This is a genomic window from Acuticoccus sp. MNP-M23 (genome assembly GCF_031195445.1).
GTDB lineage: Bacteria > Pseudomonadota > Alphaproteobacteria > Rhizobiales > Amorphaceae > Acuticoccus.
The window spans coordinates 1,888,607-1,903,254 of the sequence record NZ_CP133480.1 but is presented as its reverse complement, the minus strand read 5'-3'; the positions used below and the strand labels follow the sequence as shown (position 1 = coordinate 1,903,254).

The window sequence follows — 14,648 nt, the reverse complement described above, 5'->3', positions numbered from 1 at the left end:
GAGTCCAGTTCAGACCGAGGACACTCCAGGGGGCAACGTCATCGCCACTCGCGGCGTCGGTTCGGCTCGCGCCCCGGTTTAGAAGTAGCGGGTCTTGCCTGATTTGCTTTGCTGGAAGCAACAGGCACTTGGGATCAATTCGTGGCGACGCGGGGCAACGCCGAAGAACGCGATGGTCGTCGAACCCTACGCCTGTCGAAAACCAACTCGATGAAGCTCGGCCCCTTGGCGGCGGTTTTCAAGGGATGCTCAGTGGATAGCGCCTCGACAAGGTTCACCCGAGCAGCGCCTCGCCAACGCTCACGATGTGGCGGCACCCGGATGTGGTCTGGAGCGTCCGGTCGGCGCGGCGACGACGTGCTGGGTCTACGGTGTCGGCAGGCGGAACCGCAGAGGCTCACCGCTGCCGACCCCGCGAGCGGCGTCCGCAGAGGGACGCGCCTGGTCGGGCCGGTCCGGCACCGCCCATCGCACCTCGACCCGCCCAGCGTCGAAACTCAGCTCGCACTCCGAGCCGCCGGAGAACTCGTAGGATTGGGCAAGATCGACCTCCGTGCTCCTGCTGCCGCCCGGATCGATCCTCAAGAACTCATCCGGATGAGCCGGTGCGCGCTTGATCATACGCCCGACATACGAGACGGATTCGCCACCGCAAACGACCTCGAATGGTCGCCCTGCCGGCTCTGCGAACGGGGTCTGGAGGGGGTTCACGTATGCCACCTCGGCGGTCGGATTGTGCAAAGAGAACCGCACCCCGACGTGAGACGCGGAAAGCGTGGTCGAGTCGAGGCTGAGCTCGTAGGTGAGCATGGTCGCCTGTGCGAGTGTCGACGTCGGGGTCATGGCGAAGGCCGCCACTAGCCCGGCCCAGAGCGCGGCCGGACGCCGCCCACGTCTTGAGGGTGGGTGATTATTGAGCCGGCGTGTTCTCAGCGTAGTATTCATGACTGTCCGCATTGTCGATTGCACGGCCCGGATCCGAAATCGCTAGCGCCTTGGCGTCAGTATGCCCGTACTGGTGATCGTCGGTCCCGGCCACGACCGTGAAGTGACTCAGCTCGTGAACGATCGTCCCGGACTGCGAATCCGTTCCCGAGGTGTTCGCCGACCAGAATGCGTTGCAAAGCCAGACTTCGTATGGTCTGTTCGGATACACATAGGCGAACGCACTGTCGTTGCAATCGCAGTCGAAGGTGATCGTCTTTGATTGGGTCGTCTCCGAGATCTTGCTGAAGTTGGCCAGAACCCGCGTGTACCGTGCGGTGTCGTACACCCCGAACCAGGTCTTGTACCGCGCCTTGTTCGGCCTGTCCGCGACCGGCGTGTCGCGCAAAGTTTTCTCAGCTTCGAGCGTGATCTCGTCCGCCTTCGTGAGGGCCGCGCCGATGGTGGATTTTCGCGCGGCGGAGCAATTGCGGAAGACTGGGGTCTGCGCGGCCAGCGACTGCTCGAGCACGATCTCGGACAACGGTCGCGGTGTGGTCAGCCGGAACAGCGCCGGACGGCTTTCAAGGCGTGCGCCACCGGCGAGGCTCTCATCGGTCCTAGACAACCGCTCCGTGACCGGCAGCGGATTGGCTTCGTATTCGACACTGTAGGTTCCTGCGGCCGAGATGTCATAGCTCTCGGTCAGGTCGACGGTCGCCGACCGCGTGGCGCCCGGCTCAAGAACGAAGTAGTCAGCGTCCGTAGGCGCCGCGCGCTTGTACTTGCGACCGATATAGGGTGCGAGCTGTGCCGCGTTGGTGATGCGGAATATGTCCGATTGGAGCCCGTTGAGTGGCGTGTCCCAGCCGAGGATGCGCACCGGCCCGTCGGTCTCGTTGGTGATCCGGAACGACAGCGCGATGGTCCCGTCAACCTCGGGCACTTCGAGCGTGACCCTGACCGCCGGCCCATCGAGCGCCATGGCCGCGGGCGCGGTCATCAGAATTGCGGACACGGCCATCACATAACGGAAAATTCCAAAACGGTCTTTGTTCAAACAAAGATTCATCATGCCTCCAGTACGGTCTTCGGATATTAAATCGCCGCCGGAGGTCCCGCGCAAGTGTGACTTCCGCCCATTCGAGAACCCCGCAAAGATCCACCGTAAGCGGGTACCGCTCCAGATCAGTATCTCCGTCTCCGGGTAGGCCAAGCCCGCGCTACATTTCTCCTCGCTTATTAAAGTCGAACCGGCAGCGCCGCAGCCGCAGGATGCGGCGCCCTGCCTCGGGCCCCTGGGACACGAAGAGGCGCGCATCGACGATGACGGCGCCAATCGGTAGGCCCCCACGCCGACCCGGCTTTTCGGTGCGGAACCATCGGCTGACATCCTCGGCAATTGCGTTGGCCGCGTTCTCGAGGCGCGTGCCGTCGATCTCGACGCGGATGGAGATGATCGGACCGCCGCGGTCGAGCAGTCCGTCGGGAGCCGCGCCGTCAGGACCGGCATCCCGCGGTGCTGGCGTGGCAAACAGCCCGCTTTCGTACTCCACCACCACATCGAGCACGTAGCCGGGGGCCGGCGTTGGCGGGGAAGCCTCCGCGTCGACCGCCAGCAATGCCTGGAGAAGGGCGGCGATCGCTGTCCGCGCCGACGCCTCATCGTCAGGGTCGAAAGCACCGACATGGATCTCCACCAGGCGATCGAGCACCGGCGAGACCTTCTCGCCGGACGCGATGATCGGCAGGCGGTAAATGAAGAGCTCCTGCAACGGTCGCCCCTTGATGTGGGTATTGCGTGTCTGGGTAAGTTCGGTCTCCGCGTTGGCGTGGCGGATGATGTCGAGACCGCGCATCTCGATGCGCCGCCTCTTTCCGCCGCCGGCGCCGGGCCCGTCGCCGAATGGCTGCTCGCCGTTGGACGTCACCTCCGCCGGCTCACGGTCGGCGAGTCCAAGGAAAGCATTCGGGTGAGCATAGGCGATGAGGTCGGCCTGCGTGAGACTGACGTCCTCGGCCCTGACGTGCGGCACGCCGAAGGGCGGGTTGGCAGGTTCGCTGAAGGTTGCCTCGTCGCGCCCGGCTGATGGTGCTTCCAGCGTGTCGCTTGTCGCCGCAACGTCCGACGGCGCACGATCGAACAGGCTTCTGGCTCGTGCGCCAGCGTACTTGAACGCGTCGAAGTTGCCGCGGCCAGCCGCCTCCAAAACGATATCGGTCTCCAGAACGAAGCGGACCAGGCGCATGTCCAGCGGCTCGTCGATCACGTCCGCGGCATCGCCCTCCAGCTCCCGCGCCCCGTAGATCACGACCGTCTTCAGGCGGTCGTTTTCGTTCTCCGAGGTCCAGACGATCTCGCGCCACGATGTCCAGGCCCGAGTGGCGTCGATGCGTTTCGACAGCGACTCGGTGTCGTCCAGAGCCCCGACCGTGTAGCCCTCCGCGTCGATGATCGGCTTCGGGGGGAGGCCGCGGTCGGGCGCGGGTATGAAGCCATCGGTGGGCAGCGTGATGGCGAGGGCGGCGGTGTCGCTCACCAGCCGTAGCCACGCCGTCGGGCGGTAGCGATCGCGCCGGTCGGCCCTGCTCGGCCGCGCGAGACGCTGCAGATGCGTGATCTCGAAGCGGTTCGGCAGCGCGTACGACGCTTGATGAGCGCCGTCGAACTTCGGGTTCACCTCGCACAGGACCAGGAGATCCCGCGCCGTCGCCTCCCCGCGTCCCGCGAAGGGCAGATTGTATGCGCTGAGCGTAACGGCCTCGGGCCCGACGCGGTGCACCACGCCGTGGGCCACGGGATGGGCGTCGAGCTGCGACGCGGTGTCGGGATCGGGGTAGAGCAGCGCGCTCTCCAGTGTGTAGACCGTCCGCAGGTCGCGCTTGAACCGATCGGCGAGCCGGTTCACGACCTCCTCTCGGCGCTCGGAAGTGAGGCCGTCGTACGCCGCGGTCTGATCCTGCAGGACCACTGAGGCGCGCACGGCGAACTCGTTCGCAAGCCCTTCCTTCGCGGCCAGCAGCCCGTCGAGAGCAGCGCGCAGTTCGGCCCGATCCACGGCCGTGCCTGCGAAGCCGGCCGCGATCCGCGGTTCCAGCAGCCTCTCGATGAGCGAAAGCGCCAGGCGACCATAGTGGTCGGCATCGACGTCACGAAAGTTGCGCGTTTGCGCCTCCGCCGTCGGTCCACCGACAAAGACCTCCAGCGGGTTCTCCTCGCCGAAGACATAGCTGCGGGCGGCCGTCGCGAGCGGCGGGATCGCGAGCGAGATCGGCGTTTCCGCATAGACTTCCCCGCCAAGCTTCGTGTCGACGGGGTCTCGCGCGACCAGCCAGATCGCCTTCTCCGTGAGCCCCGGCGTGGATCCGTGACCAATGGCGATGAGATGATCGGGCGTGACGGCAGCAAGCGCCCACAGGAACTCCGCCATATCGCCCGATCCCAGAGCGAAAGGCGTCATGCCCTTCTCGGCTCCGGTGCCCGGACGTTCAAGGTTCGGGGCGATCCGATTCTCGGCGATGAACACCTCCGTCGGCGTCTCCTCATGCTCAGGGTAGAGGTCTGGCCGTTCCGTCGGCGAATCGCGCGCCGTCCGAAGCATCGCCTCGAACTCGACGAACACGTTGGTGCGAACCGGCGGCAGGTCGATGTCCTCGATGTGTTGAAGGGCTGCGGCGTTCGGCTCCACCGCCTGGCGGATCATTCGCTTTATGCCGGACCGTGTTGTCCCGTCGGGATGCGCAGCGCTCAGATCGCCCAGTACCTCGGCCGCGCGTCGCAGCACCTTCACGAACGCCAGCTTTTCGACGCCGACTCCCGCCTCGTCGGGCGCGTCTTCTGGCGTGGCCAGGGAGCACACAAATGTCAGCGTCACGTTGGCGTCATCGAGCTGGTCGGCTGCCCGTGTCACAGACGCCGCGGCGCGGCGCAGCTCGGTGCGCCGCGACGCCAGCCAAGCGTCGTCCGGCGCTGACGTTTCGCCCGTTCTGCCGTCGAGGCTCAGCAAAGCGTCGAAAGTGGCAACGGCGCCGAGCTTCAGGCGGCGCGTTTTTTCATCTGGCCAGAAGGCCACGGAGATGAACGGCACGTCGCCCAGTCCGACGAGACGATCGGAGTAGCGCATGGTGCGCTTGATCTCGGAAAAGGCATCATCCTTCCAGGCGTTGCCGTAGATGTCGCGCCAGAGACCTCGGAGTGAGATCGTGCCGCCGCCCACGAGGCCATAGGGGTTGGAGACGCCGGCGATCCGGGTGACCGGGATCGGCGCGCGGTACACGAGGTCGTCATCCTCGGCCAGATCGTCGAATGTCGGACCGGTCTCGGGCAAGTCCGGGCCGAAGGCGATGGCCTGGTCCGCGTGCTGTCGGCCGATCTCCGCGCCGGCGGCGTTGCGAACCACCACCTCGACCGCCAGCATCGAAAAACGCGCTGCGAGCTCCTCCGCCATTTCCTTGCCGAGCGCATCGGCCGTATCGTCAATGTCGGGCGCGATCGGGCGCCGCACCTTGATCGGCAGAACTCCGGGCTCGTGCAGTGGCTCGCGCGTCGGTCCGGCGCCGAACGCGAGAATGGACGTCTCACTCGGTTCCTCCGCCGCCCCGAACGCGCTGCGCAGTGCATTGGCGTAGAACAGGGCGCGCGCGTGGGTCGGATCGAGCGTCGCCACCACGTGCACCTGTGCGATCCGCGTCCCCTCTTCGAAGGTCGGTTCGTCACCACGCTCGAATAACTCGTCCAGCTCCTCCGACGCACCGGGATACGCAATGTAGTAGCCGCCGGTGTTGACGGTCGCAGCCCGGCGCAGCAAGCGCAGGAAATCGAGCGGCCTGTCGTTCTGTGCCATCGCGGGCACCGGGTCATCGTCAGCCTGGGCGTCCAGAACATCCGCGGCGTCCAACGGCTTCGGTTCAACCGAAAGGTTCGTCTGGATCAGCGTCGCGAGCCCGGTATCGCCGCCGATCGGCAGCAGGCTCGCGCCCTCCGTGTCTCGCTTGTAGAGACGCAAGCCCGTCAGCCCGGGGCGGTCCGCATCTCCCGCCGCGCCCTCGGCGAAGGGGTCCAGCAGCACGCGAAGCGCCTCGGGCAGGGCCCCGATCTCGAAGGCGTTCGGTGCGATCGGATCGAGCTGACGGATCTCGACGTCGACGACGATTGCGGGTGCCAGGTCCGACGACAGCGCGCCCGCGACCTTCTCGAAGCTTCGCTTGGCGGCGTCCATCGGGTCGGCCAGGAACAGGCCCGGCGGGTCGCCCGCGCCGCGCCCCCCGTCGAGCACCTCCAACGCCTCCGCGCCGAACCGCCAGAGCCTCGGCGCGGGGGACACGTCGGCGTCGGCCAGGCGCGAGGCCTGCTCGTAGGAGGCAACAGCGACATAGCGGGGACGCTCCACATAAAGCGGGCCGTCCTCGAGCACGGCCTTGATCGTCGCGTCGGCAGCGGCGGCGACATACGCCTCGACCAGGGTCGCGTCGACATCCGTGGCGTGGTCAGGCGGCACGGTCAGCCAGCCGCCGACGTCACCGCCCACCGGCGCCAGCGCCGCTATACCCGAGAGGGGGAGCTGGAGACCGGCAAGCAGGAAAAGCGGCTGGTGGAAGCGCACGTCGGGACGCGTTGTGGCGTCGTCCGCGCGGTCGGGCGCAGGCAGCTGCGGCGGAAGAGGCCCGACGGGCGAACCTGGCTGGGGCGCGCGGTGGCCGTATAGCATGAACCGCCCGGTGACGGCGGCGATCTCGGCAGCCGGGCTGCGAAGACGGTCGCTCTCGCCGCGGACGACGAGGGCGTCAAGGAGGGGCTGCAACCGGACGGAACCTTCCGGGGCCAACTCGTCGGCCCGGTGTGCCAGCCAAGCTACGCCGGAACGGATGAGCATCCCGGCCCACTCTTCGAACAGCGCCTCGCACAGCGAGATCGGCCCGTCGCCCAGCATGTCGAGGGCGACGTCTTCGTCGTCCTCGCCCTGAGCAAGCTGAAAGCGTCGGAAGGCGGCATCCAGCTCATCGCGATAGTCGTCATCGACAAAGGTGAACGCTGACGGATCGTACGGCTCGGCCTCCGCCGTTCCGCCGCGCGTGATCTTCAGCGTCAGGCCCGGCGGGAACGGCATCGGAGCAGCGTCCGGCGCGCTATCGCCGGAAGCCGGGTCGTCCTCGGGCCGGCGGAGCGTCGCCGCGAAGTTGGTTGCGAGGAACCTCGTGAGCTGCGCGAACCCGGGCAAGCGGGTCCGGCGCGCCTTCACTGCGGCCAGGCCGTCGCCCGCAAGGGACTCCGCGAACGCCGTCAGCTCCTCGGCCGTCGTGGCGTCGGCGCCTCCAAAGCCCGCCTTCAGCGCCCAGAGGGTCATCCCCTGAACCAGCCGCTCGATCGGCGAGACGTTCTCGTTTACCCTTGGAAGCACCGCCGCAAGCATCATGACGGCATGCGCGTGAAATTCGCCTTGTGATTCCGCCAGCGTGACGTCGGGCTGCAAGATGAGCTCGATCGCCAGCTTCTCGCCGTTCGGCAGCCAATCTGCCGGTTGGGGAATGCGCGTCCAGTCGACATCTCCGGCGATCTGTGCCGCATCGCTGAACGCAGACTGATCCGAGCGGATGTAGTAGGTGTCGTTGGAGCGACCGAACATCGTGGTGAAGCGCAGCGTTGTGTCGAAGGCGAAGGAAGCCTTGATTTCAATCCGCTTGCCGAAGATCTTGATGCGGGCGACCACGATCACGATACGAACCCGGACGCCGACCTCGTAGTGAAGGCGAGTCGCACGGTCGGTTTCCAATCGGAAGCCGACCTCGACCCACAGCTGTATCGAGACGCCGGCACGCACGATGCCGAAGTCGACATAGCCGTAGACTTCGCCCATCACGCCGACGGCACCGGCAACGACGATGTAACGCCGCGCCGCACCCGTGCGGAATGTCAAGGGGTCGCTGCTGAAGAGTGTGCCGAAGCCGCCGCCGAGAAAGGCGTAGACCGTCAGCGACAATCCTGCGCGGAGTGGGCCGGAGTTGTAGTCCTTGCCGATCCCGACGCGGAAGGCCACTTCGGCTTCGGTGATCGGATCGTAGCGCAGATCTATCGGTTCGGCCTCCAATATTTGACCGCCCGGTGCGTCGTACCGCAGCTGGCGCGGCAGAAAGCGTGCCGCCGGACCAGAGACGCGCCGGAAGTAAAATCCCCCGGCACCGGTGAAGGGCAGTATGCTAAGCGCAAAGGAGCGGGAGAAATCCTTGCCAGCGGGGAAGCCGAGATCGATCGTAAAGCCGCCATCGGTGAAGATCTCAAGCCCGATCGAGGGCAAGGTGATCGATACCGCTCCCATTTCGATATGCCGCAGCGCTGGCGGAGGCGTTATCAGAGTAGCGTAGACGCCGAGCTCGTCGGTCAGCTTGCGGTACAGGATATCAATCGAAAAAAGCGTTTCGTCCGACCCCTCCTGCAGCTTTAGGTCGAACAAGATCCCAGCTAGATCCGGGTCTCTCATGACGAAGCCAAGCTCGACAAGCTTGTAGATCGTCCCCTTAAACGCGATACTCCATCCGCGATTTTTGTCAAAGACAATCTTGTTCTCGTTGAACAACTCGATGATTTTTTCAGGATCGTTTGCGCTGAGGTCCTTCAAGCTGGCGAGCGCGTCGCGCGTGCTGGCAACAGCGCCGAGTCCGGGGAGCGGATCGACGCGTTGGCCAAGGGCGAGGACATCGAGTTCGACCACGCCAAACTCGCCACCGCTCGCGCCAAGGAACCATCCGACATCCTGCGCGCCTCTGAGGTTACCCGGATCCACGAACAGAAAAAGGTTGGCGGTCGTTCCTTCGGGTGGCAGTTCTTCGCCAAGCACGATTAGCTTTGCGTTGACGCCAACGAAGCCCCAGAAAGTCTGTCCGTCCTTGTTGAATTCCCTGAGCTCGTAGGCTTCGCAAGTCAGTTTCAGAATGCCTTGGAGGCCGATGTCGAGGCCGCGTCCGCCCGAACCTTCGAACGTAAAGCCGAAATCCCAGACCCCGCTGTTCCCGCTGTCGATGCCGAAGCCGATGGCGAGCTTCATCTTGAGGGCTTCTAGTGTGGAGGCCAGATGCCCGAGTGCGCCAAGGTCGAGGTCGAAGTTCAACACGAACCTCGAGGCGCCGCGGCCGGCAGTACCGATGCCGCCGAGCTGAAAGAAGCCGAGTTGCGGGAGCGTAACGCCGTCTTCCAGCCAGCCGAGACCAGAGAACTTCAAGGGGAATGACCCCAGGATCCCGAGTGCGCCCTCTTTCAATTTAGCGGTATCGAAATCGAGAAGCAGGCCCCCGGGTGAGAAGCGGAACTTGGGCCGGCCAACCCGGCCGGTGTCGGGAACTTTGAAGCTCAGATCAATTCCGAGGTTTCGGAATGCCAGCGAATCAAGGTCGATGAAATCAACCGAGTTTACGGCCTTGAATGTAAGGTCACCGTCGATGTCGAAGCGCGAGGCGACGCTTCGCACGTTATCAACCTGACTTACGGTCGTTACATAGCCGATCCGTCGCAACGTCGCTCCGGAAACGAGCGGAAGCCGGTTCGTCTTCAGCTTGAAGATAGTATCGGAAAAGAAGTCGTAACTCTCGTATGTATCTGCCCCTTCTCGTCTCCGCGTGAAGCGCCCCTTAAGTGCTATCTCCTGTACAGCTAGTTCCCCTTGGGTCTTGTCGACCTCGAAGACGTTGATGTCAGTATCATGAAAGAAATTTCCGATCTTCAGCCTGAGATCGCACTCGAACGATTGCAACGCGCCATTGGAGAACCCGACGCGCAGGCTTTCGACGCGAATCGCGAACGCGTCGTCCGCCCCATTCGCCGCAGGCTCGCGACCGCCGGAGAAGGGCTCCGCGACAAGCTTTTCGTCGTATTGCGGCTTCTCACTTGCGGTAGACGCATACTCGATTGCGGCGAACAACATGTTCGGCTCGTCTTCGGCCTTGCCAAGACGACGAATCGGGATTCCGAGGTGATGGGCGAAGAGGCGGCTTGTGTCCATGCCGCTGGCCAACCCGGACACCTGCTCAGGAAGATTGGCAAGCCCGATCGGCATTTCCAGAAGCAGGACGCCGGTCCATGAGGGATCATCGACTGCCCGGCGGAAAGTGGCGAATAGATGATCGAGCTTGCCATCGCTGCCGGGCGTCTTCGCCCTGTCAATCATCGTTTTGATTTGCGCCTTAGCGTTGGCGACCGGATCAACGCCGGAAGCCTTCGCCCGAAGGCGCTGTGACCACGTCCACAGTCCCGGCTCCTCGATCAGCTCCGATATGGATTTGCCTTCGTACACCTTGATGAGAGTGAAGGGGAGCTGGATCTTGAGGCGGTCTTCCGGCTTCGGTTTCTGCTGCTCCGCCTCGTATCTTGCCCACTGTTCTCCGAAGTCGAACCGAAAATTCCATCCGCTGATCTCAAGGTCCGCCTGGAGAACCGCGGACTCACCACTCGCAATCGTCGGCGCGGGGTGATCGTTAAGAACGATGAACAATTCGTTGCGGATCAACGCGTCCACGAAGGGACTTGCAAGCGGCTGCGGCTTGCCGTCGACTCCCCGGCCTCGCAGGGAAATGGAGCCACTGACGGGACCGTCGACGGACCGGCTCCGGCCCAGCACGACGGCGACGATGCGCCCATCCTGCTCCTCGATCTCGAAGCCGTTGGGTGTTCGCTTGCGCACGGGCTCGGTGGCGAGCGTGTCGCCCTGGAGGGTATCGCGCGGCCGCTGTGCGATCAGCCTCTCGCGCCGGATCACCGCCAGCCGTTCCGCAACCGAATCGATGCGGCGACCGTCACGCTTGCCGAGCACGTCCTGCGGCACGGCCGGAAGGAAGCGGTTCGGACCGGGGGTGAAGTCCGGCGACGGGCCGGCCTCGTCCCTTGGGGTTAGAAGCACCGGGTCGGGCAACAGGCGTAGGGGCGTGTCCGCGGCAGCCGCGTCGCTCCCGCCTTCGATCCGGCGGAGGTCTCGTGGCTCCGATACAGCAGGCGCTGCCGCCACCGTCACCGCGTCTTCAGGCGCTTCCGTGACGGCAATCCACGAGGCCGCGTCGGTCGTGGCGTCGCGCGCCTCAAGCGTGGGCGCGCTCGTGCTGATCGTCGTGTCGGTCGATGGCGCTATGTAGCCGCCGCCGCGACGGAACATCACAACGGGCCGTGTCTTCGCCGCCGTATCGGCGTGCGGTCTCCGACCCACGATCAGGAATTCGTGCGCTCCTTCGCCAACGACTAGGCCGTGCGGCCCCAACGGAAACTCGGCGATGGCGTCCTCCGAAGTCGCGTCGCTCGCTGTCTCGACGGGATGAGCGAGGCCGCCATCGAAGTCGCCCTCGAGAGCTAGGAACGCCCGCTCGTAGCGCGGTATTTCATCGATGGTCTCGGATGTGCGGCGCCGGACGTAGACGAAGCGCGGCATCGTGCCCCGCCGCATTCCACCGGCATCCGCCTCGGCGGGTCGAGGCGTCAGCGTCCAGATATGGCCGTTGGTGCCGGCGAATCCCGATAGCAGCGGCCCTTTGGTCGCGCGGGGCTCGAAACAGGTCCGGTCGGGATTGGTAGCGTCTAGAATGTCGAACCGTGCGGAGAAACACAGCTCCGATCGGCCCGTCGCGTCGCCAGAAACGATTGGGGGGCGCTCTACTCGGTTGATTGAGTAGAACTTGCCCCCGTCGTCGTCGACGACCAAGTCACCTCGCTGTGTGAACGTGTTGGAGAAGCCATTACGCGACACCCGCGGCGGTGGGGCCGCCGTGTCGCAGATCACTGCGCCCGCGTGCGGTCCCGAGAGGGGAATCGAAAAAAGGGCGACGGGGAGGCGATCGCTGTCACCAAAGCGCAGTTGGTGCTGCGCTCCCGGGATGGGTTTCAAGACGAGGGCGGTACCTTCGGCAGCGATCCGGGACCTGCCAATGCTGACGGAATGCGCACCTTTGAGGATCTCCCCATTGGTAGTCCGCAGTTCAAGCGTCGCATCCTTGAGAAAAAAATTCGAATCTCCTTCGGAGGTCGCAATGACGGCGGGTTCGCTAAAATCCGGCGCGCTGAAGAAGTGAAGCGTGTCGCGGCGAAGTACGGTCGCGGCGTCGCGCGCCTGGTCCAGACGCGTTTCGATGGACGCGAGGCCAGCGTCACTCGGGGCGTTACCGCTCCAGATGGCAAAGAAACCCGCTTGGACGGCGGCATCGTCAACGGTCAGCGTGTCGCCTGCAGGGTTTGGGGCGTCCGGGAAGAACGCGACGCCGAATGGGGCCGAGACGTCCCCGCCCACGGCGAAGAGGCTCGTCGACCGGACTCGATTCAATTGGACCATTCGATGTCACCTCCTTCAAGGATGGGCACGCCGAGAAGGCGGCAGTCGCGCGGCTGGTAGATGGCCGGTGCGCGCATTGATGAGCTGAGCCTGTTGATGACGATCTCCCCCGCCAATTCGCCGTCGGGGGCGGCGCACCGATTGCTCAGCGCTCGGGGGGCGTAGATCGAAAGCCGGCCGTCGATTGGCGCAAAGAGGTCGCTTCCGCCGACCCTCGCCGGGACCAGCGGGGTCGCGGTGACGTTCTGCCGGAGGAAGCCGCACCTGAGCACCTTCCCCGTGTCTTCAGCGCAGATGTTGGCAAGCGGACCAAGATCGGTCCCACCCGTACCGGCGTCGACCGTCCGACGCCAACCATTCAGCACCTGATCGAAGTTCTGTCCGCCAGAAGTCGATAGAAAGAAGACCGTGTCGCGGGAGTTTGTCACTGCTGGTTGTCCGGGCGGGTCGTCGCCAGGGACTGGTGCGTACTCCTTGCCGAGGTCGTTTCGCGAATTCACGCTAATATCTGGGATGGGATTGAATACGCGGGATTCGCGTTCCAGGAGCAGCCACTCCATCACCGCCGCATTTGCGAGATTGTAAATCGCCTTTTCTTCTCCATCGGGCAGCGGACGCGGCGCAAAACTCGGCCCGTCGGTCCATCTCCCCCGCGCCCGCAGTTGCCCAGCGACCAGCGGGTCCATCGAGACACTCTGCACATTGCCACGTGCGGAAAACCCCACTGCGCCAGTATCCGTGTCAACGCCAAGCGGCCCCGGGTAAAGGGTTACGATTCGCTCCGGTCCGAGAAGTGCGAGGTTGTACCTACTTCCAGAATCACGAGTAAAAAGAAGCTGCGCACCGCGAATATGCAACCGCATGCCGGGGCGCAGCCCGGTCATCCCGATGCGGCGGTTGAAGTCGTGTTCCGCGCCCAGAAGCGCGTCGTAGTCCCGAGGGAGTGCCGCGATCGCTGCGTGGTAGATGATGCGAGCGAGTGCCCCTTCCGTCTCTTCGACGCTTCCCCGCGTCAGTGGTTGCGCAATACAGTCGCGGATCGCATCGAAGAAGCGCGGGTCGCCTGTCAACGTCGGCCTGGCGAGAAGCGATCGAACGAACTTCTCCAGCCGTAGTCGCATTGGCCAGTAGTTGGGTATACCGAGGCCCAGAGCCGTGCGGAGCCGCACCTGCGCTTCCTCGGTCAGCGCTTCCTCGGCGTCGCTCGCCACAGGGCCGGTATTGAAGGTCGCAAGTTCCAGCGTCAGCAGCAGCTTCGGATCGCCGGCGTCGTCGAGCACGCTCAGGGCGCGCAGGCGTCCACTCACCTGGGCCTCCCTTTGCTCCATGCCGCTAACCGGTACACGCTCCATCGCCAGTCGCTCTGTCTGCAGCGTGGTCATCCTCGTCCAGAGTGTCGCGAGCGACTTGCGGTCGGTTGTGCTGCGTTGCGCCAGGCAGCCGCCGACCGCCGCGCGTTCGGGATCGATCAGTGGAACAGTGGAGGTAGCACCGGCGCCGTCGATGGGGGTCTGTACGTCCTCCAGCGCGATGCGCAGCGGCTGCAGCGGCGCCGAGCCCGCGGGATAGAGGCGCGTTCGCTCCGCCGAGCGCCGCAGCGCCACCGGATAGCTCTCCTCCGTCGGAAACTCCGCGAACGGTACGCGCACGCCGACGAGTGCCTCGCCCAGAAAGACGATCTCCACCCGTCGGTCGTTGAGGTTGCCTGGCTCGGGTTCGGGAACCGGCAGCCCGGCCCGGATGACGAGCGGACATGTTCCGAGCTTCTCGCGGCCGCACCACCACGGATCTCGGTCAAGACGCACCTCGACATTCACGCGTGGGCTCCAGCCCAACTCTTTCCGACCCGCATCGATGAACACCCTGCGCACCGTGCGAGCCCGTGAGCGCCCCAGCGGAGCGTTTGCTGCGGAGGGGCCGACGCCGTCTGTATGTCCGATCATGCGGAGCTGGGCTCGTGCCGCGTCCTTCGACGACAGCCGCGTGTTCTTCAGCATGCGCCCGTAGAGTCTGCCAAGTTGCGCGACGCACCGGCGTTGGTCGAGGCTCAGCTTTGCGCTCCCGGTCCTGAATCGGAGGAGCGGGTGCCCATGGACGTAGCCGTTGATCTCGGCAAGGGCGGCGAAGAACGACTCCGCGTCGCGCCCCTGCTCGGCTGCCGCAGCGTACGTAACGGGACAAAGGCTCGGCCCGTCGAGCCCGACTTGCTCCGCCATCGCTGGTGTTGCCAGCACCGCGAAGCAGAGCAGCTTAACACTCTGCATCACGAAGCGTATCAAAGAGGACCATGTCGGCCGTTCATCGACCGTCAGGAGCTGGACGCGGCCCCGCACACTTATAACCATACGCACCTCCATAAAAATCGTCCACATGTGCTGCAGGACTACAGGAATGGACGCGCGTTGGTGCCGCGCCTACGACGCAGAC

General features: G+C 64.8%; 4 protein-coding genes. All 4 read right to left on the bottom strand.

Annotated features, from left to right (window positions below; genetic code table 11):
- Window positions 1-366 precede the first annotated feature (366 nt).
- A complete protein-coding gene (locus tag RDV64_RS08980; RefSeq protein ID WP_309198933.1) occupies window positions 367-843 on the bottom strand; it encodes a hypothetical protein in 477 nt (158 codons plus the stop codon).
- A gap of 67 nt (window positions 844-910) precedes the next feature.
- Window positions 911-2,050 carry a M35 family metallo-endopeptidase gene (locus RDV64_RS08975; RefSeq protein WP_309198932.1) on the bottom strand — a complete coding sequence of 380 codons (1,140 nt, stop codon included), beginning with the start codon at window positions 2,048-2,050 and terminating at the stop codon, window positions 911-913.
- Window positions 2,051-2,147: 97 nt separating this feature from the next.
- Entirely contained in the window at window positions 2,148-12,221 is a 10,074-nt protein-coding gene (locus RDV64_RS08970; protein WP_309198931.1) for a hypothetical protein, read from the bottom strand.
- A complete protein-coding gene (locus RDV64_RS08965) occupies window positions 12,209-14,578 on the bottom strand; it encodes a hypothetical protein (protein ID WP_309198930.1) in 2,370 nt (789 codons plus the stop codon). The genes RDV64_RS08970 and RDV64_RS08965 overlap by 13 nt, the downstream gene beginning before the upstream one ends.
- Between the last annotated feature and the right edge of the window lie 70 nt (window positions 14,579-14,648).